A 17,794-nucleotide genomic window follows, 5' to 3' on the forward strand; every position below is an offset into this window, starting at 1 on the left:
CTAAAAAGGGCGTACAGCGTTTGTATTGCGTCTGTTAGGACTTATCTAAGTCGGGCAAATCCTCGTCTAGCATATCCGAGGTGTCATACTCCCAATCGTCATCATCTTCGCGATCGTCATCCTCTGCTTCAAGGTCAATTCCTAGCTCGGCTGCCAACGCTTGATAACGCTCAAGTTGGCTATCCACGTAAGCTTGATCCGTTTTATTGAGGACTTGTCCATCTTCAATACGCGCCAATAATGATTGTAGTTTTTCATCGTCCTCAATGGCCGCAAAAGCCTCGGCGGGCGTCAATGCTGCTTTTGACACTGCGAGAGGAATGGGTTTTTTACTCCCATGACGCGGATCCGTCGAACCCGGTACTTTCTGATTGGATATTTCCTTTGGCTTTACAGGAGCGAGGCGGCTTCCTGCTGGACGTCCTTTGCCTTTTGCCTTTTTAGGCGTACTTGCAACTTTGGGTACCGAGAGGCGATCAACTTTACGAGGGGCAAGGGGGCCTGATTTACGGCTTTTCTTCTGACGCGTCATAGCGGTCCTTTCACAAGATTACTGAGTCAACGAACATGTAATGTCTATTTTAGCCTATCCCGCGGGTTGGTACGAGCCATGCGCAGTGGTTAGAAGATCAATAGGTATCCTGAGGTGGGACAGCGAACGGAGGGTTGAGCCAACATCAAGCAATAAAAAAGGCGATGAAAATCATCGCCTTGATATGAACCCGTTGCACCCCCCAGGGTGATTTCGAGAACGATTGTCGCATTGTCCGTTATTTTTTGTTTTTCTTCCCTGTGCTTGGCCGTTTCTTTTTATCGACCTAGTTCTCTAGGTCCCTTATTCACAACGGTCAAAGTCTATTTTTTCGCGCATTGGACGCTTTCTCAGCGTGCGGGCCCGCGCGAATGCCCTCTCCCAAAATGTTTCCGCCTCAAAAAGCGCGGATGCGTTTCTTATTATTGTTTGTTGTTATTTTTGTTTTCTTTCTTGTTTTATTGAAAAGATTTTGGGGTTTTCGATGAGTGGTTCGAAAACCGCGCCAAAATCATGAGTCCACGTTGTTCTCTCGCGCGAAACAATTTGTTAACACGTAAGATTTCCCCGCAACGTTTCCTCGCTTCCCCCTCGCGAGCCTTTATTTATAAGGCTTTTGCTCGGTAACTCTGTTTATCACGGAGCCTAGATTACGTGATTCAGCGAGATTCGCAACAACTTTATTGATCTATAAAATCATTTTTTATTACAAAAGACGATAAAACACAACAAAACACATAACATTTGTTATTGCAAGAACACCTCCGACGGCTCTGCTACAGGCTAGTATTCTTGGGGCGTTCGTAGCAGAATGAATTTCTCTTTCAAGAACTTCGAGGTACTTTTCATGCGTAAGTTGAGTCTGTTGAGCACAGCACTTACTGCTCTCTTGGTCCTGGCTGCTTGTCAGACCACCTCTGCACCCGAATCAGCCCGCTCGGCTCCGTCTGCAGATCAAGCGTTTACTGACCTGGCCGATCAAGCCTGGGCTTTTAATCAGCAAAATAGTGGCCTACTAGCGCCAGGAGCACGAACTGCAGGCGCGGAAGCGCGACTTGCCGATATCAGCCCCGATACACTCGCTGCAGCGACCGAGCAGCGGAAAGCATACTACGCACAAATTACCGCAATTGCTCCGAGTCAATTGAGCGAAGAGAACCAGATTAATCGCGACATGATTTTGTACGCATTGCGCAACCAAATTTCGCGCATTGAGCACAATATGCATTTAATGCCGCTCACGAACGAAACCGGTCCACATAATGCCATTGCACGGCTCGGTGACATGTTCCGCATTCAGAACGAGCAAGACGCACAAACTTACCTAGCGGTCCTGCGCGATATCCCGACCTGGCTTGGGCAGCAAACAGCGTACATGCGTGAAGGCGTGGCACGGGGAATCACGCAACCACAGGTGGTTTTGCGCACCTTCCCGCAAGGCGTAGAAGCCTATGTAACCCAAGATCCGAGCGAGAGTGTGTTTTACCGTCCCATGGTGCACGCACAGCGCAATTTAAGCGACGAACAAGCCAGAGCGTTTGAAATTGAATTGCAAACGGTCATTGCCACAGTCGTCAACACGGCCCTGATGGATTTTCACGATTTCTTAGTGGAAGAATATATCCCGAACGCACGCACCGATATTGCAGCACACAATCTGCCAAATGGTGAAGCCTTCTATGCCAACCGTGTGAAACACTACACCACGCTCGATTTAAGCCCAGAAGAGATTCACCAAATTGGTCTCGAGCAGGTTGCGTTGATTCGTGCCGAGATGGAAGCGGTCATTGAGCAAGTCGGCTTTGAAGGAACATTCGCAGAGTTTATTCACTTTTTACGAACCGATCCCCAATTCTACACAGATTCCGCCGATGAATTACTGCGCGAAGCCGCATGGATAGCCAAGCAAGCCGATGCGGTATTGCCGCGTTTGTTCTACCGGATGCCACGCACACCATACGGCGTTGCTCCTGTTCCAGCCGAGATTGCGCCGAATTACACGCAAGGGCGCTATGTTCGCCCCAGCGGAGACGATCAGCCTGGGTACTACTGGGTAAACACCTATGCGGTCGAAACGCGTCCGCTCTACGAGCTTGAAGCATTAACATTGCATGAGGGTGTTCCGGGTCACCATTTCCAAATCGCTTTGGCCATGGAAATGGAAAACGTCCCTGCGTACCGCCAATTCACATACATTTCTGCCTTCGGTGAAGGCTGGGGTCTCTATGCGGAGTATCTTGGACTTGAGACCGGATTCTACCAAGACCCCTACAGTAACTTTGGTCGCTTGACCTACGCAATGTGGCGTGCGGCGCGTCTGGTCGTAGATACCGGCATGCATGCGCTTGGATGGAGCCGCGACGAGGCGGTTGAATTCCTCGGGAGCAACACGGCACTTTCATTGCACAACGTCAATACTGAAATTGACCGTTACATCAGCTGGCCTGGGCAAGCCTTGTCTTACAAACTAGGTCTACTCACCATCCAGCAGTTGCGAGCTGAGGCAGAAGAAGCGCACGGTCGCCACTTCGACGTTCGTGAATTCCACGACGAGGTGTTGCGCAACGGCAGTGTTCCTCTTGCGACCCTTGAGCAGCAAGTTCGTGCTTACATCGAGCGCAAACGTCAAGAACTTGAAGATGCGTAACGCCGGCTTAAGGTAAAGCAAGCGACGAAGCGCAATAAAAAAGGTCGGCATCTGCATGCCGACCTTTTTCATTTCTGATTCAGAAGCCGTTACTTAACTGTTCTTTCCTGTCCAGGTTGTTGTCCCGGCTCACTCGCGACCGGCGTCACTCCCGCGGTTGCGAGTGTCTTCCGATTCGCGAGCCAGACACCCAATAGAATCAGTCCCATTCCGGTAATTTGCCAAACCCCAATCATTTCGCCATCCAAAACGCCAAGCGTCATTGCGACGACCGGGATCAAATACGTCACCGAGCTGGCAAACACAGTACTCGCAACCTGCACAAGATGATTAAATAAAATGAGGGCCAAAGCAGTACCGACCACCCCAAGAATAATCACAGCAACCAGTGAACCCCATGCTTGCGCATCGGTAAGTTTTGGCATGATCTCCGCAGGCCCGAGGAGATACAAGCAAGCAACCGGCAAGACCATCAAAAGTGAAACACCGGTAATAGTGAGCGGACTTTGGTCCGGCAAAAATGTCCGAATTAAGTTGACGTTCGCGCCGTAACAGACGGTCGCAATCACAACAAACAAAGCATAGCCATTCAAGGCGAGCTCTCCAGACGCATTCATTAGCACAAGCAACAAGGTTCCAAAGAACCCAACGAAGAGACCTACGACCGTTGGGCCGGTCACGACTTGGCGGAAAATCAGCGCACCAATAATCAGGGTGAACAACGGTGTCAACGCATTCAAAGCGCCCGTTACACCGCTATCAATTTGCGTTTGCGCCAAGGCAAATAGGAATGCAGGTAATAAACTACCGGTCATTCCAACCGAGAGCAGCACAGGCCATTGATGCTTGCGCACACGACGAATTCGAACGAGGGCGAATGGCGCTAAACAAGCGGCCGCAGCAGCTAAGCGCAAGGCGGCAACTTCCGTTGGAGTGAACGTTTGTAATCCGGTTTTAATGAGCCAAAACGAACTGCCCCACACAAGTGCGAGCAAAAAGAGTTTCGCCCACGAGCTCAGTGGATGGGCTTGATTCATGAACGCTCCGGTGCGGTCGCCTCAAACCATTGAAAGAGCACATGCTCCATATCAGCGAGACCGCTTTTGTTAAGAGAAGAGAAAGTAATGACAGATACGTCGCCACCGAAGCCTGGGATCGCTTCTTGGACCTTCATCAGGGTTGCTTTGCGTACGCCGCTCTTCAATTTGTCTGCTTTCGTCAAAACAACGAGCACCGGGAGATCACTCGCAACCGCCCAATGAATCAATTCTTGATCCAAATCTTTCAGCGGGTGCCGAATATCCATCAATACCACAAGGCCACGTAAACATTTGCGTGCTTGCAAATATTCCGAGAGCGCCTGCTGCCACTTGAGCTTCATTTCAAGCGGAACCTTGGCAAACCCGTATCCGGGCAAATCAATAAGACGACGTTTTTCGTCTAGCGCGAACACGTTGATCTGTTGCGTGCGACCGGGCGTTTTACTGGTACGTGCGAGGCTTTTTTGCCGAGTCAGTACGTTGAGGGCGCTGGATTTTCCGGCATTTGAACGCCCCGCGAATGCGACCTCCATTCCCTCATCAGCAGAGAGATGACGAATGTCGGGTGCGCTCGTCACGAACCGCGCATTTTGAAAATTCAAGATATCCTGACTCACACTAAGCCTCGATTACACAAAAAGGACGCACATTATGACGGATCTATGCCCGATCTCCAAACACAGATCCTGCATTCAGACGTTTCATCACGCGCAGAATCGTGTAAAATAGCGTCTGAAATTTTTAATATTCTCAGCCAAAATTTTCCGGGCAGCTAAGCCCAACCGAAGACTAGAGAAGAGAGATCATGAAAAAACTCGCGATTCTATGTGGTTTTGTGTTGTTCGCCAGTGGCGCAGCGTTCGCGTCTGAGTCTGATCGCCTGGTGGGCGATGCTGAAGCCGGACAAGAAAAAGCAGCCGTCTGTGCGGCTTGTCACGGTCCGACCGGAAACAGCCCGTCGGGTGATTTCCCGAACATCGCTGGGCAAGGCAAAAAGTACCTTGTAAAGCAATTAAAAGACTATCAACTCGGCAATGAGACCGATGGTGAGCGCGGGCGCTACCACATGTTGATGGCAGACCAAGTCCGAAATTTGAGCGCACAAGACATTTATGACTTGGCGGCATTTTACGCGGCACAAGAACACGAAGTGGGTAGCACACCAGAGGACGTCATCGAAGAAGGCCGTCGGCTGTGGCTTGGTGGCGATGTTGATCGCGGAATTACGGCGTGTGCAGCATGCCATGGTCCAAGCGGTCTTGGTATGAGTCTGGCGACCTTCCCATTAGTCAGTGGCCAGCATCCAGAATACACGCGCGCGCAACTCGAAGCGTTCCGCTCAGGTGAACGTGCGAACGATCCAAACGGCATGATGCGGGATATCGCAGTCAAGCTGACCGATCGCGACATCGAAGTACTTTCGCAGTTTATCCGCGGATTGTACTAACGCAGCAGGCGCTAAGGCTGCAACAAAGAACCCGGCTTTCGCCGGGTTTTTTTATGGTTGAAACAATCACGCATGCATAAAAAGCCCCGGCAAAAGCCGGGGCAAAAGTGATGTCCAGGGAAAACATCTTAGGAGAGAGCGCATTGCGCTCACTAAGTCAGAGTCTCCCTTTACAAAAAAGTTCGGTTAAAATTTCGTCAATTATCAATGGGCTTCATCCCAGTTATCGCCCACCCCTGCTTCCGCGATCAGCGGCACATCAATTTTGACCGCCTGCTCCATGACCTCAACAAGCGCTTTCACATAGTGATCAACTTTTGATTCGCGGATTTCGAACACCAATTCATCGTGAACTTGCATGGTCATGAACACATCCCCTTCTTCACGATTTTCTGGATTGTCCAACCATGCCGCGACATCCAGCATGGCCTTCTTCATGATGTCAGCCGCAGAGCCTTGCATTGGTGCATTAATCGCAGCACGCTCCGCTGCTTTGCGGCGCGGTACATTACGCGCATTAATTTCCGGCAAATACAGGCGACGTCCAAAGATGGTCTCTACGTAACCTTGCGCAGAGGCCTGCTTCCGGGTCCGCTCCATATAATCTTGCACCCCCGGGAAGCGCTCAAAATACACATTCATATAATGCTGTGCGTCTTTTTGCGGAATTCCAAGTTGTCGTGACAGGCCAAACGCCGACATGCCGTAGATCAAGCCGAAGTTTACCGCTTTTGCACTGCGTCGTTGCTCACTGGAAACCTGCTCCAGGGACACCCCAAAAACTTCTGCGGCGGTTGCCTTATGAATATCGCGTCCCCGCGCGAACGCTTCGAGTAAGCCCTTTGACTGAGACAGATGCGCCATGATTCGCAATTCGATTTGACTGTAATCAATCGCGACCACACGATAGCCTTTCGGCGCAATAAATGCCTTCCGAACGCGTCGGCCGGCTTCATTTCGGATGGGAATATTTTGCAAATTCGGATCGGTCGATGACAGACGCCCTGTTGCAGTCACTGCTTGATGATACGAAGTATGAATCCTTCCGGTCTCGCTGTTGATCATGCGTGGCAACTTGTCGGTGTACGTCGATTTGAGTTTCGCTAAACCACGATGACGCAAAATAAGATCCGGCAACGGATAATCGAGCGCAAGCTCTTGTAGCACTTCTTCCGCAGTCGATGGCGCACCTTTTGGCGTTTTTTTCGTGACGGGCAGTCCAAGATCCTCGAATAAGATGGTCTGTAGCTGCTTCGTCGAGTTCAAGTTAAACGGCTGCCCGGCGATATCGTAGGCCTGCTTTTCGATCGTCGCCAATTCCTTACGAATCGTCTCACTCTGGGCATTCAATAACGCAGGATCAATCAACACGCCGCGACGCTCCATCATCGCGAGAACGGGCAATAGAGGAAGCTCTAGCTGGCGCAGTACCTCGGGTAACTTGCCCTCTTTCTGTACCTTGGGCCAGAGCACTTCATGCAACTGTAGCGTGACGTCGGCATCCTCAGCTGCGTAGCGCGCTGCTTCGGCGATAGGGATCTCATCAAAGCGTTTTTGCTTCGCGCCTTTGCCAGCAATCTCCTCAAACGAAATCGGCTTATGGCCAAGGTACTGTAATGAAAGGGTGTCCATGTCGTGGCGGGATCCTGTGCTATTGAGCACATAGGAATTCAACATGGTGTCATTCAAAATTCCCCGTAAATGGATGCCTTGCGTTCTTAAAACGTGGAGATCGTACTTGAGATTTTGCCCAATCTTTTTTGGTTCCGTATCCTCAAGCAACGGCTTAAGTTGCTCAAGAACCCAAGCTCGGTCAAGCTGTTTAGGGCCTTCCATATCCTGATGGATCAATGGAATATAGGCTGCTTCCCCAGGCGCAACGGCAAAGGAAATCCCGACGAGGTCCGCCTGCATGTAATCGAGGCTTGTGGTTTCAGTATCGACCGCATAATAAGGCGCCGAACGAAGCTTTTCGAGCCACTCATGGAGTGTCGCTTCGTCGGTAATGGTCACATAATCATCATGGCGGATGCCGCCGAGATCGAGGGCGCCTGAAGAACCGGAGTCGTCTGCAGTTCCACCCGCAGTATCCGTGTCACCGCCATGCTCCGGCGATTTTTCGCCCTTCTCAAGCAGTTCACTGAGCCACCGACGGAATTCACAGGCCTTGTACAATTCCGCGAGACGTTGATCATCGGGCTCGCTTAAGGTCAATTGCTCTGGTTTAAACTCCAGCTCAACATCAAGCTTGATGGTCGCTAACTCTTTCGATAGCAACAGAATGTCTCGATGTTCGCGAATCTTATCGGGCATTGATTTGGCTCCGCGAAAACTCAGTTCGGCAAGCTTATCAGGCTCCTCTAACATCGCATCAATACTCCCCATGCCCTGAAGCATCGCGAGCGCCGTTTTCTCACCGACACCGGGTAAGCCGGGAATATTGTCTGAGCTATCGCCCATCAATGCGAGAAAATCAATCATTTGATCGGGGCGAACCCCATATTTCTCAATCACCGCATCATGATCCAATACGGTATTCGTCATGGTGTTGATTAGGATGACATGGTCGTTCACCAGCTGCGCCATATCCTTATCACCAGTACTAATCAGCGTCGTCCGCCCCTCTTCTGAGGCCTGCATCGCTAAAGTACCAATCACATCATCGGCTTCAACGCCTTCAATTGATATCAATGGCAAACCCAATGCTCGGATTATTTGATGGAGAGGCTCGATTTGACTCCGTAAATCGTCTGGCATCGGCGGTCGGTTGGCTTTGTACTCAGCATACATGTCGTTGCGAAAGGTCTCGCCTTTGGCATCAAAAATAACCGCCATGTGGGTCGGATTGTATTGCTTTAATAAACTACGGAGCATATTAACCACCCCGTAGATTGCACCGGTCGGCTCCCCTGCCGAGTTTGTTAAATGAGGGGGGGCATAATAGGCACGAAAGAGATAAGAAGAACCATCTACCAAAATAAACGGTTGTGCTGGAATGCTTGCCATAACCGAGACCTTGTTCCAAAAGCGTTGCGAATAACGGTAAGGATGCCACATACGCACGAATCAAGCGACAGGCGGCTCAAAAATTGCTGCGGGCGTTGCTCAAAAAGCCATCAAACGTGGCGAATAACCTGTGGATAACTCTGTGAAGAAATAGCGGAATCTGCCGTGAATCTGACAAATCAGATGGCAGCATAGAATGCGTAAGTGTTTGATTTAACGGGACGAAACAGCGGAACCCGGATCACTTTCTTTGTTATTTTTGTACTACCCGAGAATGTGGAAATTAATTTCTGGCGGGTTGACTTCTGCGCCTGACTGTTGCCGTATAGTGAAAACTTTTTTGAAGTTTTGTACGTTATTTCCACATCAGGAAGACAGATTAGCACAACCAGAAACGAGCGCTAGATCAAATTGTGATCTTTTTTAACATTTTTTGATCTGAAGAATGCGCGATTTAGACGAGGAGCGACATAATGAAAAAAATTGCCGTTTTATTAAGTGGTTGCGGAGTTTTCGACGGGAGTGAGATCTATGAAACCGTCGTCACATTGCTCTCGATCGAACGAAATGGTGCTCAATATCAATGCTTTGCGCCGGATAAGGCACAAATGCACGTGATCAATCACCGGACGCAAGATATCAATGCAAACAGCAAACGAAATGTACTCACGGAGTCAGCACGCCTCGCTCGGGGCGAGATCAAAGCGATCCAAGATCTTGATATCCGTGACTTCGACGCATTGATCGTCCCCGGAGGATTTGGGGCTGCCAAGAATTTTTCCGACTTTGCACTGAAGGGACCTGATGCGACCGCGGATGAAAAGGTGGTTGAATTCTGTAAAGCCTTTGCGAATAACCAAAAGCCTGTGGGTTACATGTGCATCGCTCCCTCCCTCCTTCCGTTTGTTTACGGAAAAGGCGTCAAACTGACCATCGGCAATGACAAGGGAACGGCCGAGGCACTCACAAAACTCGGCGCCGAACATGTGGACTGTGCGGTCAATGATATTGTGGTTGACGAGACGAATCGTGTTGTGACCACACCGGCTTATATGCTGGCAAACTCTATATCAGAAGCCGCAGAAGGCATTGAGAAGCTGGTGAAGCGAGTCGTATCGATGACCTAATCAAGAAAAGGAGCGCTCTGCGCTCCTTTTTCATACACTCAGGCCATCCGCACTATTGTGGGAGCCCGAAATCCGAGAGGTTCAGGACCTCGTTGTTCAGTAATAGCTCACCATCATGGAAATCGAAAGTCCAAGGCAATGGATCGGTGGTAATCATCATCATGGTCATCATTGCCAGCAAAGGCAGCTCCTCTACCTTTAAATGGACGCGAATATGGCGAATCAAATCATCCGAGTTCTCACCGAATAGTAACTCAACTTCTTCATCATTGAGGCCTCGACGATCAAAGCGAAGATAACCATTCATTTGTGTTCGACCAATCTCTTCGATAGTCAAATCAAAGGTATCAATATGCAGCACCGGCTCACCTTGCGTCATGAGTAAACGAAGAGCTCCTGATTGAGCGCTCGTGTCATTGGTATTCGTTGAATCGCCCCATGCTTGAAGGGCTGAAAAACTGAAATCTTCATAGCGCAAACCCAGTTCCGCGAACCCGGCTACCTCGCCAAATTGGAAGCTGCCAAGCTCATACATCAGGGTTCCGTTCACAACGTCCTGATCCACGGAGAAATCACTGGTCAGCACGGAGTCTTGCATACTAAAAGCGGCGTCAGCAGCGGTGGATACAACCGAGTTAATCCGATACTCCATTTGCTGCTGGCGTAACTGGTTGTCTGCTAAAACTGATTGAGACGCGATGCGAATTCCTTCAACCTGAATCTCCTCTTCAGAGTCAGGCATCGTCAACGTGACGCCTTCACTATCTAACTCGTAATGCATCGCGCTATCGGTGAAGACCATCTTCACGGTAAATGGAGGGGCGCTTAAAAGAAGACGGCCAAAATGCTCCGAACTAATTGCTGGAAAGCGATACTCCGTAGAATAACCCTGCATGGATGCCAAGCCTTTCGAGGTGATCTTCCCATCAAAAAGCTGCTCTGATAGCGATTCTCCATCCAACAAAATGTTGGCCTCTCCGGTCACACGGGTGCGCAAAAATCCGTAGCGCAGTTTCATTGCTTCTTGGAATGTAAGTTCAGACTCATCGAATTGCATGGTCGCGGTAACCTGAAGGTTGCCTCTGAAAAAGCCGTTATCAAGCCATTGAATATCAACGTCATAGCCACTTTCTTCCGCCATGCGCTCTGTTATATTTTCAATAATTGAGCCGGTCGCATTACGAGTGACAGCCGTGCCAACAAAGTAGGCGCCCACCACGAGCAGCAATACTGCAATGATGATTCCCTTTTTCATGATTTTTATTCTCCTTTCGCTATTCCTGCTTTTTGTGGGTCAATACCGACGAACGATCGCCTTATCATACGCTTACAACGGCCAGAAGAACAACAACGCAGGGATTCCAACAGCCACCACAAGAATTTCCACCGGCAAACCGAGTCGCCAATAATCCCCAAACTTAAATCCACCCGGACCGAGGATCAGGGTGTTATTTTGGTGACCGATGGGCGTCAGGAAGGCACATGAAGCACCGACCGCGACGGCCATCAAATAAGCATCGGGGTTGACCCCAAGCTGCGCTGACGAGCTCAGGGCAATTGGACACATAACCGCTGCTGTCGCGGCATTGTTCATGACATCAGACAAGAACATGGTTAAGACAAGAATTACAACCAAGGCGACCACCGCATTACCGAGGGCCATGTACTCAAGAATAAAGCTTGCAAGGGTATCCGCTGCGCCTGTTTCGGCAAGGGCAAACGCAACCGGAATCAAGGCCGCAAGAAGCACCACAACCGACCAATCGATACTCTCATACACCTGCCGCAGCGGAATCACGCGCAGCATCATGATCATGAGGACACCCCCAACAAAAGTGACGGCTGCCGGAGCGACGCCAAACGCTGCGAGAGCCACCGCACCAATCATAATGGCCGATGCAAACATCGCGCGTTTCTTGGACGGTACTCGGACCGTTCGCTCCGCTAATGGAACACACCCAAAGACGCTGGCAAATTGCGTCAGTGTTTCTGGATCTCCTTGCATCAGTAGCACGCTGCCTGACTGAATTTTGGTTCGGCGCAAACGGCGAACGCGCTGACTCCCCTCATATGAAATAGCTAACAGGTTAATCCCCATTCGACTCCGGAGACGTAAGTCCGCAGCAGTATTATTAATAAGCTTGGAGTCCGGCATGACGACCATCTCGACGAGGATAACTTCGCTATTGTCCGAAGCGCGAGGAACAGAATCTGCATCCCCTCGGCTCGTCACGCTGGTACGTATGCTACTTTTGCCGTAGGCCGTTACCTTTCGGTCAAACCAAGGCGGTCGCTCTTCGAACTCTTCATCCACATGCGGGGGCACATCCTCTTCATCCTCATCTTTCTCCAGCTCAGGCGGACGGACGTTATCGACTAAGCGTAATCCAAGTACATTTAATGCTTGGCTCAGGGTTTCCGGTTCGGCTTTGATCACCAGTAGATCGCCTTTGCTCAGGCGTTCAAATCCACGGGTGTTGACCACTTTCATTTTTCCACGAACCAAGCCAATAATCTCCGCATCGGATTCCTGCAATGCTTCATCGAGCTCTCGTACCGTGAGTCCTTCTGCTTTCCCACCCTCAATCACACGAACTTCTGTGAGGTATTTTCCAATATCAAAACCTTCTGCATCGGAGCGCTCACGTTTGGGTACGAGCCGCCAACCCACAATCGCAATAAACACGACACCCACCAACGCGACCAATACGCCAACTGGTGCAAAATCGAACATTCGGTAACCCTCTCCCAGGGCCTCGGCCCGAATCCCCGAAACAATCAAGTTCGGTGGTGTCCCGATCAAGGTGGTCATGCCCCCAAGAATCGAACCAAAGGCGACCGGCATCAAAACCCGCCCCGGTGGGATCCCAATTTTGTTCGCAAGTTGAATGGCTATGGGCATAATTAAGGCCATGGCCCCAACGTTGTTCATAAATGCTGAAAGAACGGCCGCAAGTCCGGTTAATGAAGCAATGGTTGAAATGACACCGCCGCCGGATGGCGTTAATTTGTGGGTGACCACATCAATCGCCCCAGTAATCTGCAAACTTGCACTCAACACTAAAACGGCTGCAACGGTGATGACGGCCGGGTGGCCAAAGCCATAAAAAGCAGTTTCAGGGGAAACAAGTCCAAGCGGAATGCACACGATCAGCGCGAACAGTGCGACGACATCATGACGCCATTTGCCCCAAATAAAGAGTGCCATGGTCACCAAAAGCACAGTGAAGATCTTAATTTCCGGTAAGGTCATTGGGCATCCTTTTCGTTCGCTCGGATTGACGCTCTAAGGTCATGTAGGACCGTCGCGCGATCGGGGCGAAATCCTGTCCATAAATAAAAACTCTCGGCCGCTTGACCGACTAACATGCCCAAGCCATCGGCAATCGGACATTGTTGCTCACTCGCCCACTGCAAAAACGGTGTCGGAGCGGCGCCATACACCATGTCATAACAGAATGGTCTGTGCTGCAATATAGCATTCGGCAATGGCGGGCGTTCGCCCTGTAAGCCACTGGAGGTGGCATTGATGATTACCGCCCAAGGCGTTTCATTCTGGGCTAAGTCACTGAAGGATGATGCAGACACGGGAATTTGGCGGGGATTCGCCCGCTCGCTTTGCCATACATCCGCGAGACGTTTCGCGCGCTCTAACGTTCGATTTGCGATGACCAGAGTTCGCGGTTCGGCTGCTAATAGTGCTGGAATGACGCCCCGAGCCGCACCGCCGGCACCAACCAACAAAATATCGGCATCTTTCAAAGCAACGTGCAGATCACATAAATCGACATAGAGCCCAATTCCGTCCGTATTTTCGCCATGCCAGCCTTGCTCAGTTCGCACCAAGGTGTTCACGGCTCCCGCAAGCTCTGCTTGAGGGCTTCTCGTCGTGGCAAGCTCCCACGCTAACTCCTTCAGTGGAACGGTGACATTCGCCCCCATTCCGCCGAGGGCTCGAAAGGCATTGAGCAGCTCCGGAAATTCTCCACGGGATGCTAAAGTCCGCGTATAATGAATCCCAACTTGGGGATCCACCATAGACGCCTGCCATTGTTGAGCAAACGCCGAATGAATTTGCGGCGAACGACTATGGGCTATCGGATCGCCAAAAACCGTCAATTGATAATATTTCATACCTTATGAACCGATTCTTCCAACGCTGGCTCGAAAAGTTTCAGTCTGACCACAGAACGCCCGATCCGCAAGTCCTTCCTGCCGATAATTCATCAATTTATGCGCAACTTGGAGGTGACCAGGGAGTGCGCGCAATGGCGCATCGCTTCTATCAAATCATGGATGAGGATCCCGAAGTGCATGCGCTCCGCTCGATCCACCCTGAAGCATTAGCGGGAAGCGAAGACAAGTTTTTTGATTTTCTGAGTGGCTGGTTTGATGGCCCGCAACGCTATGTTGAGAAGTATGGGCATCCTATGCTGCGGGCGCGGCACCTGCCATTTCGAATTGATATCGCGATGCGTGACCAATGGCTCCATTGTATTTATCAGACGCTGGACGAACAGGTTACGGATCCGGTGCTTAAAAATGAATTGCGCCAGCGGTTTACCCGACTGGCGCATCATATGATCAATACCGACTAAGATATTAGAGCGGTGTCGACGCCCGATTATGCTTTTGCTTTTTGCTTCTCAATGCGCGCTTTACGCCCTGCAAATCCGCTTTTTGTCTTATCGTCTAAACCAAAACGAATAGCGGCTTCGCACACAGCGATCGCGCCATCAAACTCACCATCTTCCGCCAACAAGTTTGCGTAATTTTGGAACGTCGCCACGTGCGGCAGCTTACCACCGTTGGCCTTTTTCAGTGGTTTGCTGATTGCACCAAACTCATCCACATGGCGTTGTGAATAGACTTTGCAAAGTGCACGCGTTGCTGCATCATCACGATTCTTATAACTTGCTTCCGTGATGGTTTGGTACAAGCGATGACGAGCGACTGGATCCTTTTCATGTTCGAGCGCTGCAATGGATTGTTCAAGTTCAGGAGGTACGTCAGCCGCTAAGGGCGAAGGAGCCGTTTGACTCTCGCCTTTGATGACAGGTTCTGCTTTCGGCCGTGCTGCAGACTTTTCTGTTTCGCTGGGCTCTGGACTTGGTGGCGCAGAAACCTTGGTGTCTTGCTTCGGCGGTTTAGCTGCCTTTGCCGCAGGTGCAACTGGTTTGCTCTCCGATGCACCCTCTGTTTTTGATTTTCGCACCGCGATGATCGCGATCACAACAACCGCAACAACGATAAGAAATAAGATTTCCACGAGTATCCTCTGCTTCGTTTATTTTTTATGCAAAACAGCATAATAGCAAAGCGACGCCCTGACAAGGCTTGTGGCCCACGAGGATTTATGACCGCCGGCCGGCGAATGCGCTATCAAGCTGTTCGCTCAAGCCAGTCCTGCGGGGTGAGAAATTCGCTCAGTTGTGCTTCAGGTGAGTTTTCATCCGGCGTATACATATATTCCCAGCGCGCAAGCGGTGGCATGGACATTAAGATGGACTCTGTCCGCCCCCCAGTCTGAAGCCCAAACAAGGTGCCTCGGTCATACACCAAATTAAACTCCACATACCGACCGCGTCGATACAGTTGAAACTGACGCTCTTGCTCGCTGAACGGCGTATCTTTTCGTGCTTCCAAAATCGGTAGATAAGCTCTTGTGTAATGATCACCAATTGAACGCATCAGGCCAAATGCATGCTCAAAATCGATTTCCCCGGCTGGATTGGTGTTTAAATCATCGAAAAATAGCCCACCGACGCCCCGGGTTTCATTCCGATGCGGTAAGAAAAAATAGCGATCACACCATGCTTTATATTCATCATAGTAATGAGGACCAAAAGGGTCACATGCGTCTTTAGCCACTTGATGCCAATGATTGATGTCCGCTCGTTGTGGGTAAAACGGTGTGAGGTCGAATCCGCCGCCAAACCACCAGACCGGAGGCTCACCCGCTTTCTCTGCTATGAAGAAGCGGACATTTGCATGGGAGGTTGGAATGTGTGGATTATGGGGATGAATCACGAGCGACACGCCACATGCATTAAAACTCCGGCCTGCAAGCTCTGGTCGATGGGCGGTCGCAGAAGCGGGCATTGCCTCCCCGAAAACATGCGAATAATTAACCCCACCTTGCTCGATGACCCCGCCGTGGCGTAAAACGCGAGAACGCCCGCCACCCCCCTGCTCTCGTGTCCAAGCATCCTCGCGAAACTGACCGGCACCGTCGGCAGACTCAAGTTCCGCACAAATACGATCTTGCAAATCCATCAGGTACGCTTTTACACGCTCCAGATACTGATGTTCGCTCATCGTAATGTTTCTCCTGTTAGCGGGTTCAGAATCATTGAAGGCTGCTCTCGCCCTCCCGTTGCTCCCTCCATGATCCATGCCAGATCATGACCGAGCTCACGCCGAACATCCTCCGCAGTGCGCAAGGGTGGCTTCCCACTGTAGTTGGCAGATGTGGAGACCAACGGGGTTTTCAGAGCCCGACAGAGTTGACGGACCGGTTCAAAGGCGGTCACTCGAACCGCAATCGTATCAAAATCTCCGCGCAGATAGCGTGGGACTTCCGGCCGCGCGGGCAACACTAAGGTCACAGGCCCAGGCCAGTGCGAGAACACCGAAAAACGCTTGTCTTGGGGAATCTTTGTATCGTCGACATAGTCCAGCAGCTGGCTGTAGTCTGCGGCAATCAGAATCAACCCCTTGTGCTCGGGTCGCTGCTTTAGAGCCAATAATTTACGGACCGCCAACTCATCGTAGGGCGCACAGCCGAGGCCAAAAACAGCTTCGGTCGGATAGGCAATCAACCCATGTTGTGCCAAGGCGTCGCGCGCGCCCTGAAAGAAATCAGATGATGTAGATTCAGTGTAATTCAAGGAGCCCTCTTCCACGATTTTCGCCTCGCGATCAATAAAACTGAGGCTATTATACGGATTCTTGCCGGTGGCCGCAGGACTTTTGCGGGCAACGGAGGTAGGGTCCATCCGCGCCTTCCCGCTCGACCATGACGGCCCAACCGCATGCAGGACAGGCAATCGGCTTGGGGGGCTCGTTTAATGCGTATTCACATTTGGGATAACGATTACAGGCGTAGAACAGGCTCCCTCGCTTGGATGCTCGTTGCACAAGGGTTCCTTGCTGACAGGAAGGACACGCAATCCCCGGTTCTGCCGATTTCGGCGCGCTCGGATCCAGCATAAAATGACAGGTGGGAAAACCACTGCAACCAATAAAGAAGCCGTATCGGCCTTTTTTGAGCAGCAACTCCATCCCACATTCTGGGCAATGCTCGCCGGGTAACGGCTCCGGCTCAAAATCACCGGTTTCATGCAATGATTGGGTATAGGAACATGTGGGGTAAGCTGTGCAACCCCAGAACGAATGATGCCCAGAATGTTTGAGTGTCACCGGATTTGCACAAAGCGGACAAGGCTCGTCGCGCTCATTTTTACGATCCGGCGCGTCAAAAAGGTGTGATGGAGTCATCAGGGGCCCTGCGTTTAGTGCATGAAACCCTGCGGCTCTTCGAACAACAAGTCTTCCATCTGAGAATATGCATCCTCACGACCTGGCACATTAAATAGCACCATGAGAATTACCCACTTCATATCATCCAGACAGAATTGCGGTGTATCGAGCTCCATCACTCGATCTATCACCATTTCGCGTGTGGTGAAATCGAGTACACCGATTTGCTCTAAATACATTAAAAAACCACGTGACTGGACGTCGAGACGTGCCAGCTCTTCGGGAGTGTATACACGAAATGAGGCCACTGGGGCCGCCTGCGTTAAGTAAGGAGTGTCCTTACTGTCTTGCAGTTCTGCCAAACGCTCTAACCACGCAAGTGCTTTATTGATTTCCTGTTCATGGAAACCAGCACGGGTCAACTCGTCAGTCAGTTCATCGTGGTCCACTACCACTTCCATTTCAGAATGGACGTAGTTTTCAAAGAGGTACATGAGAATCTCGAACATAACT

The 17,794-nt window shown here is 50.8% G+C and carries 16 protein-coding genes; 4 read left to right on the forward strand and 12 right to left on the reverse strand.

The genetic code is table 11. The annotated features are described in order from the left end of the window. Positions 1-34 precede the first annotated feature (34 nt). The gene (gene yihI / locus CWE11_RS03625; protein ID WP_126776233.1) at positions 35-532 is read right to left on the reverse strand and encodes a Der GTPase-activating protein YihI; all 498 of its coding nucleotides are present in this window, start codon (positions 530-532) and stop codon (positions 35-37) included. An 847-nt stretch (positions 533-1,379) separates the two neighbouring features. Here yihI and CWE11_RS03630 point away from each other — a divergent pair. Continuing rightward, positions 1,380-3,179 (forward strand): DUF885 domain-containing protein, encoded by a 1,800-nt coding sequence (locus tag CWE11_RS03630; RefSeq protein ID WP_126776234.1) that lies wholly within the window; start codon positions 1,380-1,382, stop codon positions 3,177-3,179. Between the two features lie 89 nt (positions 3,180-3,268). Here CWE11_RS03630 and CWE11_RS03635 read toward each other — a convergent pair whose 3' ends face one another. Continuing rightward, on the reverse strand, positions 3,269-4,216 hold the full coding sequence (locus tag CWE11_RS03635) for a DMT family transporter (RefSeq protein WP_126776235.1): 948 nt from the start codon (positions 4,214-4,216) through the stop codon (positions 3,269-3,271). Next, positions 4,213-4,824 (reverse strand): ribosome biogenesis GTP-binding protein YihA/YsxC, encoded by a 612-nt coding sequence (gene yihA, locus CWE11_RS03640; protein ID WP_420808384.1) that lies wholly within the window; start codon positions 4,822-4,824, stop codon positions 4,213-4,215. Before yihA ends, CWE11_RS03635 begins: the two co-directional genes overlap by 4 nt. A gap of 200 nt (positions 4,825-5,024) precedes the next feature. Between yihA and CWE11_RS03645 the strand changes: the two genes are divergently transcribed. Then, complete coding sequence (locus CWE11_RS03645; protein ID WP_126776237.1) at positions 5,025-5,666, forward strand: c-type cytochrome; 642 nt, start codon at positions 5,025-5,027, stop codon at positions 5,664-5,666. Between the two features lie 204 nt (positions 5,667-5,870). On the opposite strand, the gene polA is transcribed toward CWE11_RS03645, so the two are convergent. Next, entirely contained in the window at positions 5,871-8,672 is a 2,802-nt protein-coding gene (gene polA / locus CWE11_RS03650) for a DNA polymerase I (RefSeq protein ID WP_126776238.1), read from the reverse strand. A gap of 473 nt (positions 8,673-9,145) precedes the next feature. Here polA and elbB point away from each other — a divergent pair, with 473 nt between their 5' ends. After that, complete coding sequence (gene elbB / locus CWE11_RS03655; RefSeq protein WP_126776239.1) at positions 9,146-9,799, forward strand: isoprenoid biosynthesis glyoxalase ElbB; 654 nt, start codon at positions 9,146-9,148, stop codon at positions 9,797-9,799. 52 nt (positions 9,800-9,851) lie between these two features. Here elbB and CWE11_RS03660 read toward each other — a convergent pair whose 3' ends face one another. From CWE11_RS03660 to aroE, 3 genes are all read right to left on the reverse strand, one after another. Continuing rightward, a complete protein-coding gene (locus tag CWE11_RS03660) occupies positions 9,852-11,054 on the reverse strand; it encodes a YdgA family protein (RefSeq protein WP_126776240.1) in 1,203 nt (400 codons plus the stop codon). Between the two features lie 72 nt (positions 11,055-11,126). Continuing rightward, entirely contained in the window at positions 11,127-13,052 is a 1,926-nt protein-coding gene (locus tag CWE11_RS03665; protein ID WP_126776241.1) for an SLC13 family permease, read from the reverse strand. Beyond that, positions 13,049-13,933 (reverse strand): shikimate dehydrogenase, encoded by an 885-nt coding sequence (gene aroE / locus CWE11_RS03670; protein WP_126776242.1) that lies wholly within the window; start codon positions 13,931-13,933, stop codon positions 13,049-13,051. Before aroE ends, CWE11_RS03665 begins: the two co-directional genes overlap by 4 nt. A gap of 5 nt (positions 13,934-13,938) precedes the next feature. Here aroE and CWE11_RS03675 point away from each other — a divergent pair, with 5 nt between their 5' ends. Beyond that, positions 13,939-14,397 carry a group II truncated hemoglobin gene (locus tag CWE11_RS03675; protein WP_126776243.1) on the forward strand — a complete coding sequence of 153 codons (459 nt, stop codon included), beginning with the start codon at positions 13,939-13,941 and terminating at the stop codon, positions 14,395-14,397. 26 nt (positions 14,398-14,423) lie between these two features. Here CWE11_RS03675 and CWE11_RS03680 read toward each other — a convergent pair whose 3' ends face one another. From CWE11_RS03680 to CWE11_RS03700, 5 genes are all read right to left on the reverse strand, one after another. Then, positions 14,424-15,068 carry a hypothetical protein gene (locus CWE11_RS03680; protein ID WP_126776244.1) on the reverse strand — a complete coding sequence of 215 codons (645 nt, stop codon included), beginning with the start codon at positions 15,066-15,068 and terminating at the stop codon, positions 14,424-14,426. Between the two features lie 113 nt (positions 15,069-15,181). Next, on the reverse strand, positions 15,182-16,117 hold the full coding sequence (gene hemF / locus CWE11_RS03685; protein WP_126776245.1) for an oxygen-dependent coproporphyrinogen oxidase: 936 nt from the start codon (positions 16,115-16,117) through the stop codon (positions 15,182-15,184). Then, on the reverse strand, positions 16,114-16,797 hold the full coding sequence (gene tsaC / locus CWE11_RS03690) for an L-threonylcarbamoyladenylate synthase type 1 TsaC (protein ID WP_126776246.1): 684 nt from the start codon (positions 16,795-16,797) through the stop codon (positions 16,114-16,116). Before tsaC ends, hemF begins: the two co-directional genes overlap by 4 nt. Further along, positions 16,739-17,299: a DNA topoisomerase family protein gene (locus tag CWE11_RS03695; RefSeq protein ID WP_126776247.1), complete on the reverse strand. Its 561-nt coding sequence runs from the start codon at positions 17,297-17,299 to the stop codon at positions 16,739-16,741. The genes tsaC and CWE11_RS03695 overlap by 59 nt, the downstream gene beginning before the upstream one ends. Before the next feature lie 14 nt (positions 17,300-17,313). Beyond that, positions 17,314-17,790: a DUF494 family protein gene (locus CWE11_RS03700; protein WP_126776248.1), complete on the reverse strand. Its 477-nt coding sequence runs from the start codon at positions 17,788-17,790 to the stop codon at positions 17,314-17,316. Positions 17,791-17,794: the final 4 nt, after the last annotated feature.

The sequence above is a fragment of the Aliidiomarina sanyensis genome (assembly GCF_003987175.1).
Lineage (GTDB): Bacteria > Pseudomonadota > Gammaproteobacteria > Enterobacterales > Alteromonadaceae > Aliidiomarina > Aliidiomarina sanyensis.